This window comes from Dactylosporangium sp. NPDC050688, from assembly GCF_040654515.1.
Taxonomy (GTDB): domain Bacteria; phylum Actinomycetota; class Actinomycetes; order Mycobacteriales; family Micromonosporaceae; genus Dactylosporangium.
In genome coordinates this window covers 18915-39253 of the sequence record NZ_JBFAIC010000085.1, presented here as the reverse complement: position 1 = coordinate 39253, position 20339 = coordinate 18915, and the positions used below count along the sequence as shown (strand labels likewise).

The window sequence follows — 20339 nt, the reverse complement described above, 5'->3', positions numbered from 1 at the left end:
CCGGTCGAGGCGTCCTTGCCCTGGCCGTCGATCTCGGTGTCCTCGATGCGCAGGTTCGCGTTGTCGTCGGTGGACGTGACGGCCTGGACGTTGGCGACGCGGATCCGGCTGTTGCGGATCGTGACGTTCTTGGCCTTGATCTCGAGGTGGCCGTTGATGTCCTTGCCGTCGATGACCGTGCCGGCGACCGTGATGGTCATGGGTCCGGTGTACGGCGTCAGCGTCACCTTCTTGCGGGTGTCGCCGGGCAGGCCCTGCGGGTAGCCGGTGTTGTGCGCGGCCGGGTAGCCCGCCACCGTGTACGTCGGGTTGCTGCCCGTGGGCGGCGTCGACGTGCTGCTCTTCGTCGGCGTGGGGGACCCCGAGCCGGACGGCGAGGCGGAACCGGACGGCGAAGCCGAGGCGGACGGTGAGGCAGAGCTGGACGGAGAGGCCGAGCCCACCGGGGCGACCGTGGCGGCGGGACCGGACGGGTTCGCGGTCGCGGTGGTGCCGGGCTGCGTGATGGTGCCGGGGAGGCCGTCCTTGCAGGCGGTGAGGCCGCCACCGGCGAGCACTGCCACCGCGATGATGCCGATGCCGGCGTGGCGCAGTGGCCTGCGGCCGGCCGTGAAGTACGGGGCACTCTGAGCGGAGCTGAGCGGGGCCTCGGCGGCGGGGTCGTGCAAATTGTCGTGCGAAATTTCGTGCGCGTTCATGGTGTGGGAATCCTCCCCCGGTGATTCGGCATTCGTCAGTCGACTGGTCCTTCGACCTGTCGACCGCTTTCAAAACGAATTCGGTTGGGCCGCGCTCCTACCTGCGACGTTTCTTTGTCCGTGGACATCGTGATCGGCCGCTTCCGGCAATTCCAGAACGGGCCGTCGTGGTCGTTGCCGGCGGCGTCAGAGCCCTTGCCGTTGACCATTCCGGCCGAAAGCATGCCACGGTCCGGCGCGGCAGAAAAGCGCCGAAGAATAGATGAGTCGCAACCTTTTGGAGACTTAAGTTTCGGCTAAGTGGGAGCACGACCGGGAATTGCCGCATAAACCCCGGACCGGGACTATTGGTGCGAGCTTGAAGTGGTCCAGATCACACCAATGCGGTGCGGCATGCAGCCGCGATTCCGGCCGTCACGGTAATGCCTTGCACCATACAGCCAGATAGCCGGCTGGCATAGGTAACCGGTTCGAAAGATGGCGCGAGGCCATCGCCGCGGCGGGTGACCGGACGAACGGCGGTTCGAACCCCATCGAGGTAACCGGCGATGATCACGTCGTCATCCTGCCACCCGTCGGCTGCGAACCGCCGTCGCAGTGTCAGGAGATGCGGGCGCCGATGTGGATGGCCACGGCGTCGTGGGCTGCGATGTCCGCGCGGAACCAGCCGCCGCTGTCGACGGTGATGATCGGGCCCGTGCAGCTGGTGCCGCTCTTCTCGCCGTGGATCACGTCGCAGTAGCGGCCGGCCGGCATGTTCGTGCGGTACGAGCGTCCGGTGACCGCGAAGTCCTCGTCGTTGATGGAGATGTAGCCGGCGGTGCCGCGGCCGAACGCGATGTGTTGCCAGCCGTTGTCGTACCAGTTGACGACGCCGGTGCCGGCGACCGCGTTGCGGAACCCGACCATGTTCGCGATGACCGGCCAGCGGTGCTCGCACCGCCAGCCGCCGGTGTAGCAGGTGCTGTTGTTGGTGCGCCCGGACGAGTCCGACGGCGGGCCCTGGTTGCGGTCGGTGAACTCGTAGCTGGACATGACGGTGGGCGACCCGTACGGCCACGCCAGCATGAACGCGTTGGCCAGGGCGTAGATGCCGTTGTCCCGGTAGGTCAGCGTGCCGGGGACGTCCCGCTGGGTGTCGTGGTTGTCGACGAACACGTTGGCGACGTTGCTGGGAATGTAGCCCCAGCCCTCGCCGAAGTTGGTCAGGTACGCGAGCCGCTCGTTGCGGAAGACCCGGGCGAGGTCCTTGCCGTACCGGAATTCGTGCACGTCGCCGTTTCCGGTGTACTCCAGCGGCCCGATCGGTTCTCCGGCGCCGTAGATGACCTCCTGCACCATGTACACCGGCCGGGAAAGCCTGGACCGCAGGGCGGCGATGTCGCCGGCGGGCATGTGCTTGCTGGCGTCCATGCGGAAGCCGTCGACGCCGAGCGACAGCAGGTCGTTGAGGTAGCCGGCGAGCCGGTCCCGCACGTAGCTCGCACCGGTGTCGAGGTCGGCCAGGTTCGCCAGCTCGCAGTTCTGCACCTCGTAGCGGTCGTTGTAGTTGACGATGTCGTCGTTGCCGTTGCGCCCGCAGTGGTGGAAGTCCTGCACCTGGTACGTGCCGGGGTAGTCGTAGTGCGTCCAGGCGGAACCGGCCCAGCCCGGGCCGCTCTTGTCGGTGTTGGCCATGTGGTTCACGACCGCGTCGACGATCACCTTGACCCCTGCCGCGTGGCAGGTGCTGACCATCGACTGGAACTGCGCCCGGGTGCCCTTGCGCGACTCGATGCGGTAGCTGACCGGCTGGTACGCGACCCACCACTCCTGGCCGCGCACGTGCTCCTGCGGTGGGGAGACCTGCACGTAGCCGTACCCGCGCGGCCCGAGGGTGGTGGTGCACTCCGATGCGACCGATGGCCAGTTCCATTCGAACAGGTTGGCGATGACGGTCTTCGGCCCGGCCGTGCCTGCCGTGGCCGGCGTGGCCGCCAGCGTGGTGGTCAGCGTGGCGAGCACGACGGTGGCCAGGACGGCAGCCAGCGGCCGGTAGCGCGGCATGGGTCCTCCAAGGGCAAGGGCGGCGGATACCCAGTATCGACACACGTCCCTGTAGCGGGCAACATCTCGGCGGAACTCACGCCACCCGGGCATCGACGTCGGTGAGGTCCGGAAGTCGTACGGGATGGCGCAATGTCCGGTGTGTGCCGTGACGTCTCGGCTGCGGGTCAGTGCAGCGGTGAGGATGTCGTGGTGCAGGCGTTGCAGGACCGCGCCGGGGGGCATTGGTGGATTCCTCAGTTCCGCTGACCGGGTGTCGATGTCGGTTTCGGTGGTGTCTGTCAGCGAGGAGCGGTCATGCAGGTCTGGTCGGATGTTTCGCCTTCCGCTCGCGTGAAGATCTGGCGGCGTCTGGGAACCCGGGTGTACGGCGTGGTGGCGCTGGCTCTGCTCGCGGCGGCCGTCAGACGTCGTCCCAGCGGAAGAGGCGTACCGCGACGACGGTGACGACGGTGGCGAAGGCGAGGAGGAGGCCCAGCTGGGGGGCGACGCTCCAGGCCGAGGCGCGGTGGCTGAGGACGGCGGCCATGGCGTCGTTGAGGTGGCGCAGGGGCAGGACGTTGGACAGGGTCTGCAGCCACTGCGGGGCCAGGCTCAAGGGGAAGAACGAACCGGACAGGAACGCCATGGGGATGACCAGGAGGTTGGCGACGGCGCCGGCGGTCTCGGCGGAGCGCAGGCGGGCGCCGGCCAGCAGGCCGATCGACAGGAACGCCAGGGTGCCGGCGAGGACGAGCGGGACCGTGGCCCACCAGTCGTTTTCGAGGGGCAGGTCGAACAGGAGGGCGGCGACGGCGAGGAACAGGGCCGTCTGGGCAAGGGCGACGCCGAGGCTGACGAGCAGCCGCGCGCCGACGACGGAGCCCATGCTGATCGGGCACAGGTTGAGCCTGCGCAGGAAACGGCGCTGGCGCCAGCCGACGAGGGTGGAGGCCGCGGTGAAGGTGGCACCGGTGGCGATGGCCCAGCCGAGCAGGCCCGGCGTGATCGTCTGGATGGGTTTGACGACCTCGCTGTCGACGGAGACGTTCTCGTAGCTGTACGCCGGCGGGGTGGGCGACCCGGCGATGTTCGCGGTCTGCACCAGCGACAGCAGCACGCCGCGGACGGTGCCGGCGCCGGTGGCGTCGCTGGTGGAGTAGTGCACGACGACCTTGGCGCCCTGCTGCTCGACGACCGCGGACGCGTCGCCGCCGCGTACCTTGGCCAGGGCCTGTTCCAGGGTGGCGGCGCGCTGCACGTCGAGGACCTTGTCGATCTCGGCGTGGGCCTCGGCGGTCATCGTGTCCAGCACGGCGACGTCACCGACCTGGACGACCTTGAACCGGGCGGTGCCACCGTCGCCGCCGAACAGCCCGCCCATGATGAACAGGAACACCAGCGGGAACGCGACCGTGAAGAACAGTCCCGTCCTGTCGCGGGCGAAGCCCAGCGTGATGGCCCGGGACACGGTCAGCAGGTCTCTCACGCCCGGTACTCCCGTCCGGTCAGCGACAGGAACACGTCCTCGAGGGTGGTGCCGCGCACGCTGAGCCCCCGAAGCGCGTCGCGTGCGGCGAGCTCGGCGAGGACGGCGGCGGGTTCGGTGGTGCGGACCGTCAGCGTGTCGTCGGTCGCGTCGACGGCGGCGTCCGGGAACAGCTTGCGGGCCTGCTCGGCGGTCAGCGCCGCCACCGGCAGGCTGATCCGGGTGACGCCGCCGAGGTCGCGGATGAGGGTGGCCGGCGGGTCGGCGCGGAGGACCTTGCCGGCGTCCATGACGGCCACCCGGTGGCACAGCTCCTCGGCCTCGTCCATGTAGTGGGTGGTGAGCACGATCGTGCGGCCCTCGCGGGCGTTGAGGTCGCGCAGCACGTCCCACAGGTTGCGCCGGGCCTGCGGGTCGAGGCCGGCGGTCGGCTCGTCGAGGAACAGCAGATCCGGGGAGTGCACGATGGCGCAGCCGATGGACAGGCGCTGCGCTTGGCCGCCGGAGAGTCGCTCGGTGAGCGTGTCGGCCTTGTCGGTGAGACCGAGCAGCTCCAGGACCTCGTCGGCGCGCCGGTTCGGTATCCGGTACAGCGCGGCGAACGTGCGGATCTGCTCGCGGGCGGTGAGCCGCTCGAAGAAGGTCGAACCCTGCAGCTGCACGCCGACGCGGCGCAGCATCTCGCGGGTCCGGGGGGTCGGCGGCCGGCCGAGAACCTCGACACGGCCGGAGTCCGGCTCGCGGAGGCCTTCGATGATTTCCAGGGTGGTGGTCTTCCCGGCGCCGTTGGGGCCGAGGATGCCGAAGAACTCGCCCTCGGCGACGGTCAGGGACACCCCGTCGACCGCCCGGGTCCGGCCGTACGCCTTACGGATGTCTTCCGCGACGATCGCAGCCTGCATCGGCGTTCCACGCTCCCAGCCGCTGACGGGACACCGGCGGGACAGGTCCGGCCGGTGGGTGCGAACCACACCGTACCCGGCCGTGACAGCGCGCGGGACCGACCGCAGCACCGCCGCAGACCGGCCGCAGCAGTGGCGCAGCAGCGCCGCAGCGGCCCGCCGTTACGGTTCCTCGAAACGTGCGCGTACACCAGCGGGAGGGCCCGGATGCGGCTCATCGACGGCGGCGACGACCGGCTGTTCCACACCGCGACGGTGGCCGCCCGGCTCGGCCGGGCCGAGAAGATCCTCGAGCCGCTGCTGGCCGACTACGACGACAACTGGGACGACCCCGAGGCCGGTTTCCGCTACGGCCTCGCGCTCGTCGCGGTGATCCAGGCCGGCGGCACCGACCAGCAGAAGCGCGACTGGTACACCAGGTCGATGGAGGCCCTCGACGACGTCGTCGAGGGCGATCCGGAGCACTGGCTCGCACGGTACTGCCGGATCCGCAACCGCGTGCTGATCCGCACCGGCTACGGCCGCTACCAGGAGTACCTCAACGACGAGCTCGGCAAGGTCGCCGACGATGTCCAGCAGCTGCTGCACCGCCAGGAGCAGGTGCCGTGGCAGCCGTACTTCGCCGCCGGCCTGCTGCTCGCCGCGCAGTTCCACGCGGGGCAGGGCGACCAGGCGCGCGCCGCCGACCTCGTCGCCGGCGCGGCGAGCCGTGACGGCGGACCCGTGCCGTGGCGGTCGCTGGGGACCATCATGAGCGAGCCGATGCTGGTGCTGTACCACGGCAGCCTCCCGCCGCCGGTGAAGTCCCAGATCGTCGCGGCGATGCTCCGGCTGTTCCCCGGTAGCCCGGCGGTCCGTTCCACGGTCCGCGCCGGCGCACAGCGGCCGCCGTGACCGCAGCAGGGTCCACCATGGACGCTTCGGTGGCCGGGTCGGGGGTCGCTGCGGACACCCGCGACCGGCGCCGCGTCCGGTACACCTGGGCACTGCTCGGCATCACCGGGCTGCTGCTGGCCGCGGCAGGGCTGACCCTCGCCGCCGCGAGCCCGTCGCCGTGGATCCCGGTGGTGCTGCTCGGTGCGGTGCCGGTCGCGGTACGCCTCGCGGACAGCGTCGCACAGCTGTTCCTGATGACGCTCGTCGAACCGGTCCCCGCACCGTCCCGCCTCGCCGGGCCGAAGCTGGGGCCGGCGATGGCCGCCACCGTCGTGGTCTATCCGGCGATCGTCGACGGCCCGCCGGATGTCGACGCGCTGCTGGACTGCGTGCGCGACAACCGCGACGTGACCGGCCGTGGACCGGCGCTGCACCTGGCCCTCGTCGACTTCGCCGACAGCCACGCCGAGCACGAGGACACCGACGAGGCGCTGGGCACGGCGATCCGCGACGGGCTCGCCGCGCTGCCGCCCGGTGCGGCGCCGGTCGCCGTGCTGTTCCGCCGCCGGCGTTGGAACCCGCGCGAAGGCCGGTACATGGGCTGGGAACGCAAACGCGGCAAGCTGGAGGAGCTCGTCGCGCTGATCGACGGCCGCGACGACACGACCTTCGTCCACGACACCGCCGAGGACAGGCACGTCGTGGAGCAGCTGCGCGGGGTGCGGTACCTGCTGACGATCGACCTCGGTGACCGCCTGCAGCCCCGCGCGGCCCGCCGGCTGGTCGCCGCGGTCGCGCACCCGGACAACGCGGCGGTGGTGGCGCCCGACCGGCGCCTGGTCGTGGCCGGGTTCGGGTTCGTCCGGCCGATCAATGTGCCGGCGCGACCGCGGACGCTGTTCGAGTGGGCGATGTACCCGTACCGGCCGCCGGAGGGCATCCCGTCGGCGATGCAGGCCGCGTTCGGTGCCGACGAGTTCTACGGCCAGGGTGTCATCGACGTCGGCGTGTACCGGCAGGTCCTCACCGGGCGGATCCCGCCGGACCGGGTGCTCAGCCACGACCGCCTGGAAGGCCTGCACTGCCGGACCGCGGCGATCACCGACGCGCGGCTCGTCGAGGCCCAGGTCGGCGACTACCTGCACTTCCGGGGCCGCGAACACCGCTGGGTCCGCGGCGACACGCATCTGCTGCCGTGGATTCTCGGCCGGCCCGGGCTGACCCGGCTGCGCCGGGTCGAACGGATCGGCATGGCGCGGGACCTCCTGGCCCACCTGTACCCGGCCGCGCTGACCACGTTGCTGGCGCTGGCGTGGCTTGCCGCGCCGGTCGCGCAGACCGGCTGGTGGACGCTGGGCGTGCTCGCAGCGAGCGCGGTGCCCATCCTGCTGACCGCGCTGCTGCCGCAGCTGATGGCGTTGCGCGCGACCCGGAAGGGCCCGGGTGAGCGGAGCCTGCGGCGGACCGCCGGCGCGTGGCGGCGCAGCCTGCCGTCGTCGCGGCGGCTCGCCGTGGCGGAGTCCGCCCGGTGGCTCATCTCCCTGGCGTTGCTCGCCGACCGGGGCCTGGTCGCCGCCGACGCGGTCGTGCGGGCCGTATGGCGGATGACGGTCAGCCACCGGCACGTCCTGCAGTGGACGGCCTCGTCGCGGCAGGGCCGGCTGGAACCGGGGCTGTGGCTGCGGGTGCGCCGGTTGTGGCCGGCCAGCATGCTCGCCGCCGGGCTCGCGGTCGCCGCGGCGCTGCTCGATCCGGTCCGGCTGGCCTGGGCCGCCGGGCTGCTGGCGCTGTGGCTGCTGATCCCGGTGACGGCGTACCGGCTGAGCCGCCCCGCCGGACGCCTGCCCGACGTGTCAATGCTCTGACCAGGACCGTCAGCAGTCCGGACGCGACAGGCGGCTCACGGCGTAGCGGCGGACCAGGTCCGGCAGCCGGAACACGTCGGTGGACTGCTCGTTGACGAGGTTGGCGTTGACCAGGTGGTGCAGGGCCCGCTGCGCGGCGTGCACGGTGGTGCCGGCCAGCCGGGCCGCGGCGTCGGCCTGCAGCGCGGCCGGTCCGGCCGACCCGAGCAGCAGGAACATCGCCGCGGCCGGCGGGGGCAGCCCCGCGTACGAGCGGCCCAGCGCGGCGGGAACCCCGGCGTCCTCGTCGCCGTCGATCTGCAGCATGTCCATCAGCCCCGCCCCGGCCATCGCGTCGACCTGCTCGGCGAGGTCCACGTCGCGGTCGGCGGCCCGGGTCGCGGCGATCCGGATCGCGAGGGGCAGCCGGCCGCACAGCTTCACGAGCCGGTCGACGGCGGCGGTGTCGTGGGGTGCCGCGGTGCCGAGGGTCCGCGTGGCGAGCTCGACCGCCTCGTGCGGCTCCAGCGGGGGCAGCTCGATGCGGTGCGCGCCGTTGCGGGCCACCAGCCCTCCCAGACGGTCCCGGCTGGTGATGACGGTGGCACAGGTCGGGCTGCCGGGCAGCAGCGCCCGGACGATGTCGGGGCCGAGTGCGTCGTCGAGCACGATGAGCATGCGCCGGCCGGCGAGCAGCGACCGGTACAGCGCGGTGGCCTCCTGCGGCCGCGGCGGCACCTGCGCGGCGGCGACCCCCAGCCCGGACAGCAGCGCCGCCAGGGCCTCGGCCTCCGGCAGCGGCGCCTGCTTGGCGTGCCCGCGCAGCTCGACGTAGAGCTGACCGTCGGGGTAGGCGGCGGCGCGGCTGTGCGCCCAGTGGGTGACCAGGGCGGTCTTGCCGACGCCGGCCATGCCGGTCACCAGGACGATGGGGGCGGCGCCCGCGCTGTCGGGGCCCGGCGCCGCCGCGTTGCCGAGTGCGGTGAGGTACCGCTCGCGCCCCACGAACCGTGACACGTCCGGCGGCAGCTGCCGCGGCCTGGCCGGTGCGGCGCTCCCGGACGGCGGCCGTGCGCCGGGGAGTGCGCCAGCGAGTGCGCCGGGTGACGAACCCGGCCAGGACCCGGGCAGTGACGCCGGCAGTGACGCCGGCAGCGACACCGGCAGTGACGCCGGCAGTGACGCCGGCGGTGACACCGGCAGCGAGCCGGGCGTCGGCGCCGGTAACGGCATGGGCACCCGGTCCGGTGGCGCTGCGGTCGGTGGCGTCGGTACAGGCACGGCGGGCGGTGGTACCGGTGCGGTGGCCGGCCGGGGTTCGGCCCGCAGGATGCCGACGTGCAGCCGCTGCAGCTCCGCCGACGGTTCCAGGCCCAGTTCGTCGGCGAGCCGCGCGCGGTACCCGGCGTACAGGCGTAACGCGTCGGCGGTCCGCCCGGCCTGGTGCAGCGCGAGCATGAGCTGCCCGACGAGCCGCTGCCGGTGCGGGTACCGGGCCGACAACTCGGTCAGGTCGTCGATGAGCCGGTCCTGGTGGCCCAGCCGCAGCTCGGCGTCGAGGCGCTCCTCGAGGGCGGCGAGCCGGGACTCGTCGAGCCCGCCGCACAGCTCGTCGCGGATCTCCTCGGCGGCGACGTCGGCGAGTGCGGGTCCCCGCCACAGCGCGAGGGCCTGGCGCAGGATGCTCACCCGTTCGTGGTCCTCGGTGCTCTGCCGGGCCCGCTCCACGGCGCTGCGGAAGCGGTGCACGTCGACCCGGTGCGGTTCGCAGGTCAGCAGGTACCCCTCGCCGCAGCGGGTCAGCCGCGGCTCCGTCGCCGTCTCGCGCAGTCCGGTGAGCGTGCTGCGCAGCCGGCTGATGTGGGTCTGCACGATGCGCCGCGCGGTGGGTGGCGGGTTGTCCTGCCAGAGGATGCGGATCAGCCGGCCGACCGGCACCAGCTGGTTGGCCTCCAGCAGCAGCACGGCGAGCACCAGCCGCTGCTTGCGGTCGCCGAGATCCACCGGAGTGCCCGCGGCGAACGCCTGCACCGGGCCCAGCACTCTGAACTCCATCGGCCCTCCGGGTTGCCCCGGCCCTGACGGCCCCCGCTTACCGCAGCACCTGAGTGAGTGTTTAGTGCATTGACGCATTCCAATGTTGCATACGCGGTTCTGTCGATCCAGACACAGTACCGAGATTTCTTCATCCCGATACTCAAGTCATAAGGGGAGGTTCCCCATCCCAGTCCGGCAGCCGGACGGCGCGCAGCCCCCGGGCGGTCGCGGCGGCGACGATGGCGGGCAGTGCGGCCACGGTCTGGGACCGGTCGCCGCCGCCGTCGTGCAGCAGGACCACCGCACCACGGCGCAGGCCGGCGCCCACGTCCCGGACGATCGCATCGGTGCCCGGGCTGCTCCAGTCCTCGCCGTGCGTACTCCAGAACGCGGGGACCATGCCACACCCGCTGATCTGTTCCAGTACCGCGGCGTTCACCGCGCCGTTCGGCGGCCGGACGAACCGCGGCGCCCGTCCGGTGGCGGCGGTGATCAGCCGGGCGGTCCGCCGGATGTCCGCGCCGACGTGCTCCGGGATCTGCTCCGTCATCAGGATGTGCACCCAGGCGTGCACCTCGACGCCGCAGCCGAGCTCGACCATCCGGCGCAGCAGGTCCTCGTTTCCCTCGATCTTGTGGCCGAGGACGAAGAACGTCGCGGGCACCCCGAGCTCGGCGAGCCGGTCGAGGATCGCGGCGGTCCACGGCCGCTCGGGACCGTCGTCGAAGGTGAGTGCGTACGCACGGTCGCGCGGCCCGTGGAGGTCGCCGAGCCGTGTGACGGGTGTCTGCATGCCGGCGCCCTCATGCCGCCGGCGGGGATTTGGTCGCGGTGACGAACCCGCCGGGGGAGGACGGCACCGCGCGGCCGTGGCGGGCGGCGAGGTCGGCCCCGTCGTGCCGCTGCGGCAGCCACCCGCGGTCGGCCAGCCAGCCGGGCGCGTCCGGCAGGCCGCCCTTCCACATCGCCGCGTACGGCTGAAGGCCCGGTAACCGCTCGGCCTGTGCGCGCAGGGTCGCGGCGGCGGTGTCGCCGGGCTCGGCCTCGAACGCGGCCCGGCTGCCGGCCGCCGACAGCGCGTCGACCGTGCCCAGCACGTGGACGGTCTCGTCCGCCGACAGGTAGATGAGCAGGCCCTCCAGCAGCCAGCCGGTCGGCAGGTCCGGCCGTAGCCCCGCCGCGCGCAGGGGCCCGGCGAAGTCGTCGTGGAGGTCCGCCGGCACCTGCCGGTGGGCACACCGCGGTTGTGCCCGGCGCCCGGCGAGGACGTGCCGCTTGAAGGCGAGGACGTCCGGCAGGTCCAGCTCGAACACGGTCGTGCCGGGCGGCCACGGCAGCCGGTACGCCCGGGTGTCCAGCCCGGCGGCGAGGATCACGAGCTGGGTCAGCCCACCCGCGGCGCAGCGCAGGAGATGGTCGTCGAAGAACCTCGTCCGCAGCACGGCCCGCGTCCAGAACGCCACCCCGGCCGACGAGACCCCGCCGACGAGCGCCGCCGTGCCGCGCTGCTCCCGGCCGAAGACGGCGGGTGCGGCGGCGAGGAACGCGGCGGCGTACGGGTCGTGGAACAGCCGGTCGGCGCGGCGGCTCTCCACCGCGCGGACCATCGCGGCACCGAGCGCGGTCCGCCCGACCCCGGCGGGGACCGGAACCGGGTCGGCGGGTGTCGTCACCATGTGACCGGCAGTTCGATGAGGCCGCCGGTGATCTGGTCGTCGTGGGCCCGCAGATCCGCCAGGCCGGTCGCCAGTCTCAGGTCCGGGAACCGGTGCAGGAGCTGCGCGAACAGGGCCTGCATCTCCAGCCGGGCGAGTGGCGCGCCGGGGCAGTAGTGCCTGCCGTGGCCGAAGGTGAGGTGCGGGTTGCTCGGCCGGTCCACGGCGAACCGGTACGGGTCGGCGAAGACCCGTTCGTCGTGGTTGGCCGCCCCGGTGTCCAGCAGCACCAGGTCGTTGGCCCGCAGGCAGACGCCGCCGACGTCGAGGTCGGACCGGGCGTACGTCGGGATGCCGTTGCCGCCGCCGGTGTTGACCCCGACGTTGCCGACCCGCAGGAACTCCTCGACCGCCGCGTCGAGCCGGTCCGGGTGCGCGAGCAGGGCCCGGTGCTGGTCGGGGTGGGTGAGCAGGAGCAGCACGCCGTACCCGATCGCCACGACGGTCGTGTGGTGCCCGGTGAACATCAGCGACGCGCCGATGTGGCCGATCACCGGCGCCGGCAGCCGGTACGGTGCCCCGCGCAGCCTGGCGAGGAGCCCGTCGCGGGCGGCCCGGCGGTCGGTGACGACCTGCGCGAGGTGGTCGGTCAGGTCGGCGAGCCCGGCGCTGGAGCGGGCCTCGTCGCCGGCGGCCGCGATCGCCTCGGTGAGCCGCAGGCAGCGGCCGAGGTCCTCGGCGGGGACGCCGAGGATCCGGCAGATCACCATCGTCGGCAGCGGCAGCGCCACCTTCGCGACGAAATCGGCGGGGCGCGGTGCGGCGGCGAGGTCGTCGAGGAGGTCTCTGACCATCGCGTCGACCCACGGCCGGGCCTCGCGCAGCCGGACCGGTGCGATGACGGAGTGCAGGATCTCCTTGAACCAGGCCCGGTCGGCGTCCTCCCGGGCGAAGTTCTCCCGCGGCCTCCCGCCGAACAGCGCCGACTCGGTGAGCCGCGCCGCCCGGTCCGGCCGGGGGTGGGTACGGCCCAGCCGGTCGCCGGCGTAGAGCGCCTTCACCTGCTCGTAGCCGGTGACCAGCCACGCCTCGTCGCCGGTGCGGGTGCGGACCCGGTGGACCGGGCCGCGCTGCTGCAACGCGCGCAGCCGGGGCGCCGGCTGCAGCGGATGGTCCTGCGCGAACGGCATCTGCTCGGCGGCGCTGCCGCCCGCATCCTGGTCGGCGTCGGTCACGGCCGTCCCCTCATCGTCCGGTGAGCTTCGCGGCGTCGAGTGCGTCGCCGGCCGGCGGCAGCGCGTCGAGGCGGTCCAGCAGCGCGGCCTGCGCCCCGGCGAGGCCGGCCCGGGCGGCCGGGTCGTCCAGCAGCTCCGTCATGGCCCGCAGCACCCTGCGACGTTCGAACACGCCCGCGGACCGGAAGCAGTCGACGTACGGATTGTCGGTCAGCACCGGGGTCAGGAACGAGTGCCAGCCCCACGGGAAGACCCGGTACGGATAGGCGATCGTCAGCTCCGGCGCGGTCTGCGCCAGCCACGCAGGCGCCGATCCCGACGCGAGCAACCGGCCCACGTCGAGGATCTTGTGGTTGTCCAGCAGCAGCGACGGCACGCCGGCGAGGACCGCCTGGGTCAGCGTCACGGACACGGCGTTGCCGGTGACGAACAGGTCGGCCGAGGCGAGCCGGGCATGGAAGTCCGGCGGCGGCAGCTTCGGCACGTGCCGGTAGTCGATCTGCTCCGCGACCGGGAAGTCCCACCTGGCCGGTCCGACGTGCACCACCCGCAGCGGCCGCTGCAGCGCGGCGAGGTGGCCGTGGATGATGCGCGGCATCGCCAGCATCAGCTGCGCCATCCCGGGCGAGCGTACGACGTTGACGTACTCCCACCGCGAGTTGGTCAGGAACACCGTCGGCGGCCCGGTTCGGTGCCGGTCGACCCGCATCGGCGCCGACCCGCCGCACACCATCCGGCTGACGACGATCCCGGGCTCCGACGGCGCCGGACGGTTCAGCGGGCTGTTGCGGATCAGCAGGTCACACTGCTCCAGCAGGCGCGGGAAACGGGTACGGTGCCCGCCGTAGAAGTCGACGAGGTAGTCCGCGGCCGGGTAGTCGTACTGGTCGAAGCTGCCCAGCGCCACGTCGTACCGCTGCCGCAGCAGGCTCATGCTCAGCCCGGACCATGCGGTGGAGTAGTCGAGGGTGAACGCGTCGGCGGCAACCAGCAGGTCCGGCTCGAAGTCCGCGACGAGCCGGTCGAAGGCCGCGAGGTTGCGCCGCGGGTCGTGCGCCGGGTCGCTGCCGCGCGCCGGATACTCCAGGGGGAAGACCTTCAGACCGGTGGCCCGCACGTACGGCGCGACCGGGGCGGCGGTGACGAACCCGACCTCGAACCGGTCGGCCGGCAGCTGCCGGGCGAAGTCGGCGGCGATGCTGACGTCCCCGTTGGACAGGTGCCCCAGCCCGAGGAACAGCACCCGGCGCGGCCCCACGCCGCTCACCGCCCCACCGGTTCCCGGGCCAGGGCCGCCGCGACGGCCGGCTGCGTGCCGTACACCGCCGACATAACCTCGCCGAGCAGCTGTCTGGGCTCACCCTCGGCGGCGGAGTGCAGCGTCGCCAGGGGTTCGCAGAGGACCGCGCCCAGCGCGACGAGCCGGACCGGGACGCGTGGCGCCGCGGCGAGCGCGTCGAGCAGGCTCGCCCAGCCGACCGGGGCGCCGGCGAGCCCGTCGAGGACGGCGCCGAGCGCGTCGGCGCTGACGAAGTACGGCTGCGGCGGCACCTGCGCCTGGCGGGACCGCAGCCGGTCCAGGTCGGCGCGGGCCGCGTCGATGTCGCCGTCGACCTGCACCGAGTAGGCGCCGTAGCTGCTGGGGATCAGCGTGCGCAGCCGGGCCCGGCTGTAGCGGGCCAGCCAGTGGTCCGGGTCGAGCTCAAGGACCCGGCCGAGTGCCTCGACGGTGGCGGTGAACCGGGCGTGGGCGGCGAACTCGATGCCGACGCTCGGCAGCACCGCCATCAGCGCGAGGGCGTGCCGGCCTGCCGCCTCGACGTCGCCGGGTGCCGCCGCGCTCGCCTCGGCGAGCCGGGCGAGGAGCTTCGCCGCCCGGCCCAGCTTGCCGGCCGCACTGGCCAGACCGTACAGCTCGTCGTCCGCCGCGGTGATCAGGCGCATCGGTTCACGCCGCCGGTGCCGTCTCGGCGGGGCTCGCGGCCGGACCGGTCTGCTGGGCGATCACCGGGATGACCGCCTGCGGGGGCACCGGGTGGAACTCGTCCCAGCCGACCAGCTCGGCGTACTCCTTGTACACCCCACCGCACTCGCTGTTGAACGCGCAGCCGCCGCAGCGTGCATCCTTGACCCGGGAGTTGGCGTCCATGTAGTTCTCGTAGTCCTCGAACACGAACTTCCGGTAGAGCATCTTGAACTGGTTGGCCTTCCAGTCGATCATGTACTGCTCGTAGCCGGGGATGGCGCAGTACGGGAAGCCCTCCAGGGTGATCACCCTTTCGCGGGCAACCACGCGGTCGACGGCCGCCAGCACGTACGGCTGGATGTCGTCGTACTTCGGCGTCACGTCCCAGAAGTTGCGCAGCGCTGTGCCGGCGGTGTGCAGCGCGGAGATGTTCACGTGGTCCGCGCCGAGATCCATGCACAGCTCGGCGATCTCCGGCAGCTCGGTGTAGTTGTCCTTGCACACCACCGAGTTGGTACGGATCTTCGCGCCGAGCGACTTGACGTTGCGGACCCCGCGGACCGCCTGGTCGAACGAGCCCAGCGACTTGCTGATCCGGTCCTGGGTGAGGCCGGTCGCGCCGTGCATCGATACGATGAAGAGGCTGACCCCCTTGTCGATGAGGGTCTGCGCGTACTTGATGTGCGCGAGCTTGCGGCCGTTGGTCTGCAACAGCACCGTCGGATACCCGAGGTCCTTGATCTCGTCGAGGATGTCGAGGAAGTCGCGGCGGATGGTGGCCTCGCCGCCGTGGATGTTGACCGCCTCGAAGCCCTTGTCCGCGTTGTCCCGCAGGAACCGCGACACCCGCTTGCGGGAGATCGAGTCGTCCTGGACGAACGGCGAGTCGACGATGCAGAAGGAGCACTTGCTGTTGCAGATGTCGGTCAGGTGCACGCTCAGGGCCTTCATGGCGTTCCCTCGCAATCGCGGTCGGTCGGGCTGTTCGGAAGTTCCGCCGGTGCTGCCGGCCGCTCCAGGGGTTCGAGCAGCCCCAGCAGCTCGGTGAGGTCGGTGCCGGCACCGTCGAGGCGTTCGCGGGTCGCGATCCGGCTCGCCTCGTCCGGCACGAGCAGGCGGCTCTGCCCGTCGACGGCGATCCGGCTGAAGGCGAGCAGCCCTTCGAGGTGCCTGCGGTGCTCCGGCAGCGCGTCGCGCAGCGCGGCGACGGCGTCCGGGCCGCCGGCGTCGACCGCCCGCAGCTGCGACAGCAGGACGTCGAGCTGTTCGCCGGTGCCGGCGAGGTCGGTGCCCACGACGCTGCGGTAGCCCATCTGCGCCAGGTCGGCCATGCCCTGCGGCAGGTAGCTCAGCGACCACGTCTGCCAGCGCACGTAGTCGGCGACCTGTTCCGTCAGCCGTACCGCGCCGGCGAGGCCGGCGGCCGGCGGTTCGGTGGCCGCGTCGGTGGTCGCGTCGGTGGCCGCTTCGGCCGGCTGCCCGGGCTCGGCGGCGGCCGGCGGTTCGGTGGCCGCGCCGGCCGGCGGCGGGGCCTGGATCCCGGCGCGGGGTGGCAGGAGGGCGGCGCCCCTGGCGGGGTCGCCGGAGCCGTCGTCGGCCCACATGCGCACCGTGCGGCGCTTCTGCACCGGCACCTTCCGCCCGTCCGCCCCGGTCAGCGTCGCCACGATCATCTCGGTCATGTCGGCGCAGAGCAGGTCGCCGGTGCCGGTGTCGACCTGGAGGGTCGCCCAGTACGACGAGCGGCCCCGCTGCCGGACCGGGCCCGATCTCACGTCCAGGACGCAGTCGAGGCACCGGGTCGTGTAGACCGCGGACGGCCGCCCGGCGAACCGGCCGTGCCCGAGCAGCTCGGCGACGATGTTCGCGTTGCGGAACACCGCGACCGAGCCCGGGTCGGAGAACTGCAGCTCGGCCCAGCTGCCGGAGATGCGTTCCAGCTCGGCCCGGTCGCCGGGCTCGCGCAGTCCCGGGGTGGTGAGCAGGTGGGTGCACATCATCTCGAACGTGACGACGTCCCAGCTGAGCATGAGCAGCAGGTCGACGGCGGGTGAGCGGGGCAGGCCGGGGTAACTGACGTCGAGCACGACCGGCGCGCCGGCGTCCTGCATCGTGACGGTGTGCTCGGCGCCGGCCTCGGCGTGCAGCAGCACCGAGCTGAAGCCCTGCCTGCGGGCGAACGTCCACTCGCGGGGATCGGTCGCCGTCGTCGGGGTGCCGGTCCGCACGTCGACGCGTTCCCACTCGTACCGCACCGGCACGAGCGTCGGCACGCCACCGCCGAGGACGGTCCGGTGCAGGGTCGCGGTCATGTCGTGCCACTTGTACGGGGTGCCCCGCGGCGTCAGGAAGTCGTTGCGCATCGAGGCGTGGAAGCGCCGCCGCACGGCCGGATCCACGACCCGGCGGCCGGTGAGCCGCTGCTGATCAACAAGCTCCGGGGCTGAGTCCGCCGCGCGGGACGGGATGGTGGCGGTCACCCGGTCACCACCGCGCGCAGCGCGTCGCCGACGGCGGGCAGGCCGGCCAGTTCGGCGCGGTAGTCCGACTGGCGTCGCCGCAGCGCGTCGCGGGCCGGCTCGTCGTCCAGGAGCGTGCCGAGCGCGTCCAGCACCGCCGTGCGGTCGAAGATCCCCGCCGTGGCGAAGCAGCCGCCGTACGGGCCGGCCGACAGCAGCGGTTCGAGCAGGTCGTGCCAGCCGAGCGGGGCCACCCGATAGGGGTGCGCGGAGCGCAGCTGCGGGGCGACGCCGCTGAGCCAGCCGGGCAGGCCGTCCGGCCCGAGCCGCTCATGGTTGTCCAGCAGGAGTGCCGGTACCCCACCCAGCACCGCCTGCGCGAGGGTCATGGACAGCGCGTTGGTGGTGACGAAGACGTCCGCCGCGGCCAGCCTGGCCTGGAACATCGCGTAGGGCATGCGGTTGAAGTGCTGGTAGTCGAGGTGGTCGGCGGCCGTGAAGCGCCACCGGCGGGGTCCGACGTGCACGACCCGCAGCGGCCGGCCCAGCGCGGCGAGATGGCTGTGCAGCACGGCCGGCAGCGCGTCGATGAGCTGGGCCACCGGCATGGACCGCTGCCGGTTGCGGTACTCCCACGCGGAGTTGACGAGGAAGACCGTGGGCCGCCCGTCGGGTGCGGTGTCGGCCCGCTGCCCGCTGTCACGGAGCCCGCCGCCGCGCAGCCCGCCGGGTGGCAGGGCCGCGACCGCGACACCGGCCGTCCCGGGCGCGGCGGGATGGGGCGGCCCCGGCTGGATCACCAGGTCGCAGTCGTCCAGCAGCGGCGGCAGGTGCAGCTGTGCACCGCCGTAGCAGTCGGCGGTGTAGCCGGCGGCCTGCCAGCCGAGCCGGTCGACCCCGGCGACCGGCCTGCCGTACCGCTCCCGGAGGAGTCCGACGGTGAGGCCGGACCAGGGGTTGGACTGCTGGACCGCGTACGCGTCGGCGAGGACGAGCACATCCGGTCCGAAGCCCTTGACGATCCGGTCGAGGACGGTGAGGTTCTCCGCCGGGGTGGCGCCGGACAGCGGCAGCGCCGGCATGCCGAGGTCGTGCAGCTGGGGGACGGCCTCGGCGGCGGCGACGAACCCGACGTGGAACCCGCTGTTGTACGTGGGCCGGGGCAGGCCGCGGGCCAGGTCGGCGGCGATGGTCGCGTCGCCGCGGGACAGCCGGCTGGGCGCGATGAACAGGACCCTCATGACGCCGTCACCCGCCGCAGGATCGTCTCGACCTCGGGCAGTTTGCGCAGCGCCGCGAGGTAGGTCTCGCGCGCCTCGGCGAGCCTGCCGCGTTCCGGGCCGTCGGTGAGCATCGGCACGATGGTCGCCAACGCCGCCTCCTCGTCGAACATCTCGGCCTGCGCTATGACGTCGCTGAACGGGTTGCCGTCCAGCAGCGACCGCAGGAACTGATACCAGCCGACCGGGAACATCCGGCTCGGGTAGAGGTAGTCGATGCCGTCGACCACGCGCCGCGCCTCGGCGGACAGCACCGGCGGGTCCGGCACCTCCCACCGCAGCCGGCCGCTGCGCTTGTGCAGCGAGTTCATCAGCGCCAGCGACGGGATGCCGCCCAGCGCGAGCCGGTGCAGGCTGACCGACACGATGTTGTTGGAGATGTGCAGGTCGACGGCCTGGATGACGCGGCGGAACCGCTCCGGCGGCAGCGGCCCGAGCGCGTGGAACCCGTCCGGGGCGCCGTTGTGGAAGACCAGCTGCGGCCCGACCGCGACGACGTCGGCGTGCGCGAGGAGCTTCACGAGCAGCTGCTCCAGCATGGTGTGGCAGGCGTCGACGAACGCGGTCACCCGCGGGTACGCGGCGTGCATCCGCTGCCAGGTCGCGCCGGTCACCAGCACCACCGGCCGGTCCCGCAGGCCCAGCTCGCGCTTCACCTCGGCGCGTCCGGCGACCGGGATGTCGTCCATCGTCTCCAGCAGCGGGTACGGGTGGACGTCGGCGGGAACCTCGTCGAGGGGGTTGTTCAGCGGGCAGGGCCGCAGCCGGAACGACAGGCCGTCGAGGGTGATGTCACCCTCGTACTTCGCCTTGAACCCGTAGGTGTCCAGCCAGGCGCCTTCGCGGCCCCACGAGAAGTCGTCGAACGTGCCGACCGGGCAGCCGAACACCGCGAGGTCGGCGCGGCTGAGTCCGTAGTGCCGGTCGCAGAAGTCGAAGTTCATGAAGTCGGCGAGCACCACGAGCGCGGGCTGGTGGACGTGCGCGATGTCGTGCAGCTGGATCCGGTTGAGCTTGCCGGCGCCCGGGATCATCACCTGGAACGGCAGGTTCGCCTCGGCGATGAGGTTGCGGTGCGTCGGCGGGATGAGAAACAGCGGCCGGAAGCCTGTGCCGGCCATCCGCTTGGCGAATTCGGTCGCGATGGCCAGCTCGCCGTATGCCCAGAAACTGGTGACGATGAACAGCACGGTGCGTGTCCTCATGCCCGCACCCGCCGCAACGCACGGCGGACCGACGGCTGGTCGCCGAAGAGCGCCTCCATCGCCGCGCCGGCGGTGTCACCGGCCGGGATGTCCGGCTGGGAGACGTACCAGACGAACCCCTCGCACAGCAGGCCGCCGAGCGCGCGGAACCGGATCGGCTCGCTGCCCCGGACGCCGTCGAGCAGCCCCGGGACGCGGTCCCGGTCGCCGCCCTCCCACGCCAGCCTGGCGGCGAGGACCGGGGTGCAGGCGAACCACGGCTGCCACTCGGCCGCGGCCTGCCGGTCGAGCAGCTCGGCGGCGTCCTCGGCGGCGCGGGCCCGTTCGGCGGCGATGTAGGCCTGGTGCTCGGTCGCGCCGGCCGGCAGCAGCGTGCGGGTGTGGATGCGCAGGTACCGGCCGAGCCAGTGCCCCGGCTCGTGGAACAGCAGGTCGCTGAGGGTCTCCACGATCTCGGTGTAGTTGAGCTGCTCGCGCAGGTCCTCCCGGCCGGACTGCAGCAGCGCCAACATGGCCAGGGCGTACGGGAAGCCCGCCCGCGGGTCGTCCCATTCCTTCTCGTAGCGCTCCTTGAGCCGGGCCGTGATCTTCTCGGCCCGGCCGAGCCGCGCGGCCACCATGACGGTGCCGAACAGCTCCTCGTCCTCGCGGGTGATCGGTTCCATCGC

18 protein-coding genes are annotated in these 20339 nt (G+C 72.7%); 2 read left to right on the top strand and 16 right to left on the bottom strand.

The genetic code is table 11. The annotated features are described in order from the left end of the window. The 5 genes from AB0H83_RS45585 to AB0H83_RS45565 all read right to left on the bottom strand — a co-directional run. Positions 1-698, bottom strand: a 698-nt coding sequence (locus tag AB0H83_RS45585; protein ID WP_360108051.1) for a hypothetical protein, incomplete at its 3' end; no start/stop codon positions are given. 373 nt (positions 699-1071) lie between these two features. Next, positions 1072-1254, bottom strand: coding sequence for a hypothetical protein (locus AB0H83_RS45580; RefSeq protein ID WP_360108048.1), 183 nt, complete (start codon positions 1252-1254; stop codon positions 1072-1074). 44 nt (positions 1255-1298) lie between these two features. Further along, on the bottom strand, positions 1299-2744 hold the full coding sequence (locus AB0H83_RS45575) for an alpha-amylase family protein (protein WP_360108045.1): 1446 nt from the start codon (positions 2742-2744) through the stop codon (positions 1299-1301). 403 nt (positions 2745-3147) lie between these two features. Beyond that, a complete protein-coding gene (locus tag AB0H83_RS45570; RefSeq protein WP_360108042.1) occupies positions 3148-4212 on the bottom strand; it encodes an ABC transporter permease in 1065 nt (354 codons plus the stop codon). After that, a complete protein-coding gene (locus AB0H83_RS45565; protein ID WP_360108039.1) occupies positions 4209-5114 on the bottom strand; it encodes an ABC transporter ATP-binding protein in 906 nt (301 codons plus the stop codon). The genes AB0H83_RS45570 and AB0H83_RS45565 overlap by 4 nt, the downstream gene beginning before the upstream one ends. Positions 5115-5321: 207 nt before the next feature. Here AB0H83_RS45565 and AB0H83_RS45560 point away from each other — a divergent pair, with 207 nt between their 5' ends. Beyond that, the gene (locus AB0H83_RS45560; protein WP_360108036.1) at positions 5322-6008 is read left to right on the top strand and encodes a hypothetical protein; all 687 of its coding nucleotides are present in this window, start codon (positions 5322-5324) and stop codon (positions 6006-6008) included. Further along, positions 6005-7855: a hypothetical protein gene (locus AB0H83_RS45555; protein ID WP_360108033.1), complete on the top strand. Its 1851-nt coding sequence runs from the start codon at positions 6005-6007 to the stop codon at positions 7853-7855. The genes AB0H83_RS45560 and AB0H83_RS45555 overlap by 4 nt, the downstream gene beginning before the upstream one ends. A gap of 9 nt (positions 7856-7864) precedes the next feature. Here the strand turns inward: AB0H83_RS45555 and AB0H83_RS45550 are convergent, their stop codons facing one another. The 11 genes from AB0H83_RS45550 to AB0H83_RS45500 form a co-directional block, all read right to left on the bottom strand. Then, positions 7865-9889, bottom strand: a complete 2025-nt coding sequence (locus AB0H83_RS45550) for a BTAD domain-containing putative transcriptional regulator (RefSeq protein WP_360108030.1) — start codon at positions 9887-9889, stop codon at positions 7865-7867. A gap of 142 nt (positions 9890-10031) precedes the next feature. Then, positions 10032-10664 (bottom strand): polysaccharide deacetylase family protein, encoded by a 633-nt coding sequence (locus tag AB0H83_RS45545; protein WP_360108027.1) that lies wholly within the window; start codon positions 10662-10664, stop codon positions 10032-10034. 10 nt (positions 10665-10674) lie between these two features. Next, positions 10675-11547 carry an SAM-dependent methyltransferase gene (locus tag AB0H83_RS45540; protein WP_360108024.1) on the bottom strand — a complete coding sequence of 291 codons (873 nt, stop codon included), beginning with the start codon at positions 11545-11547 and terminating at the stop codon, positions 10675-10677. Beyond that, on the bottom strand, positions 11541-12761 hold the full coding sequence (locus AB0H83_RS45535; RefSeq protein WP_360108021.1) for a cytochrome P450: 1221 nt from the start codon (positions 12759-12761) through the stop codon (positions 11541-11543). Before AB0H83_RS45535 ends, AB0H83_RS45540 begins: the two co-directional genes overlap by 7 nt. A gap of 10 nt (positions 12762-12771) precedes the next feature. Beyond that, positions 12772-14028 carry a DUF6365 family protein gene (locus tag AB0H83_RS45530; RefSeq protein WP_360108018.1) on the bottom strand — a complete coding sequence of 419 codons (1257 nt, stop codon included), beginning with the start codon at positions 14026-14028 and terminating at the stop codon, positions 12772-12774. Beyond that, positions 14025-14705 (bottom strand): hypothetical protein, encoded by a 681-nt coding sequence (locus tag AB0H83_RS45525; RefSeq protein ID WP_360108015.1) that lies wholly within the window; start codon positions 14703-14705, stop codon positions 14025-14027. Before AB0H83_RS45525 ends, AB0H83_RS45530 begins: the two co-directional genes overlap by 4 nt. A gap of 4 nt (positions 14706-14709) precedes the next feature. Then, the gene (locus tag AB0H83_RS45520) at positions 14710-15678 is read right to left on the bottom strand and encodes a radical SAM protein (RefSeq protein ID WP_360108012.1); all 969 of its coding nucleotides are present in this window, start codon (positions 15676-15678) and stop codon (positions 14710-14712) included. Further along, positions 15675-17207 carry a hypothetical protein gene (locus AB0H83_RS45515; protein ID WP_360108009.1) on the bottom strand — a complete coding sequence of 511 codons (1533 nt, stop codon included), beginning with the start codon at positions 17205-17207 and terminating at the stop codon, positions 15675-15677. Before AB0H83_RS45515 ends, AB0H83_RS45520 begins: the two co-directional genes overlap by 4 nt. After that, entirely contained in the window at positions 17204-18427 is a 1224-nt protein-coding gene (locus AB0H83_RS45510) for a DUF6365 family protein (RefSeq protein ID WP_360108006.1), read from the bottom strand. Before AB0H83_RS45510 ends, AB0H83_RS45515 begins: the two co-directional genes overlap by 4 nt. Continuing rightward, a complete protein-coding gene (locus tag AB0H83_RS45505) occupies positions 18424-19671 on the bottom strand; it encodes a DUF6365 family protein (protein WP_360108003.1) in 1248 nt (415 codons plus the stop codon). Before AB0H83_RS45505 ends, AB0H83_RS45510 begins: the two co-directional genes overlap by 4 nt. Beyond that, entirely contained in the window at positions 19668-20336 is a 669-nt protein-coding gene (locus AB0H83_RS45500; protein WP_360108000.1) for a hypothetical protein, read from the bottom strand. Before AB0H83_RS45500 ends, AB0H83_RS45505 begins: the two co-directional genes overlap by 4 nt. Positions 20337-20339 lie beyond the last annotated feature (3 nt).

Excerpts from the sequence above, each read along its gene's own strand:
- AB0H83_RS45575 (WP_360108045.1), bottom strand. The coding sequence starts at position 2,744 with ATGCCGCGCTACCGGCCGCTGGCTGCCGTCCTGGCCACCGTCGTGCTC.
- AB0H83_RS45565 (WP_360108039.1), bottom strand. The coding sequence starts at position 5,114 with ATGCAGGCTGCGATCGTCGCGGAAGACATCCGTAAGGCGTACGGCCGG.
- AB0H83_RS45560 (WP_360108036.1), top strand. The coding sequence starts at position 5,322 with ATGCGGCTCATCGACGGCGGCGACGACCGGCTGTTCCACACCGCGACG.
- AB0H83_RS45550 (WP_360108030.1), bottom strand. The coding sequence starts at position 9,889 with ATGGAGTTCAGAGTGCTGGGCCCGGTGCAGGCGTTCGCCGCGGGCACT.
- AB0H83_RS45545 (WP_360108027.1), bottom strand. The coding sequence starts at position 10,664 with ATGCAGACACCCGTCACACGGCTCGGCGACCTCCACGGGCCGCGCGAC.
- AB0H83_RS45540 (WP_360108024.1), bottom strand. The coding sequence starts at position 11,547 with ATGGTGACGACACCCGCCGACCCGGTTCCGGTCCCCGCCGGGGTCGGG.
- AB0H83_RS45525 (WP_360108015.1), bottom strand. The coding sequence starts at position 14,705 with ATGCGCCTGATCACCGCGGCGGACGACGAGCTGTACGGTCTGGCCAGT.
- AB0H83_RS45520 (WP_360108012.1), bottom strand. The coding sequence starts at position 15,678 with ATGAAGGCCCTGAGCGTGCACCTGACCGACATCTGCAACAGCAAGTGC.
- AB0H83_RS45510 (WP_360108006.1), bottom strand. The coding sequence starts at position 18,427 with ATGAGGGTCCTGTTCATCGCGCCCAGCCGGCTGTCCCGCGGCGACGCG.
- AB0H83_RS45505 (WP_360108003.1), bottom strand. The coding sequence starts at position 19,671 with ATGAGGACACGCACCGTGCTGTTCATCGTCACCAGTTTCTGGGCATAC.
- AB0H83_RS45500 (WP_360108000.1), bottom strand. The coding sequence starts at position 20,336 with ATGGAACCGATCACCCGCGAGGACGAGGAGCTGTTCGGCACCGTCATG.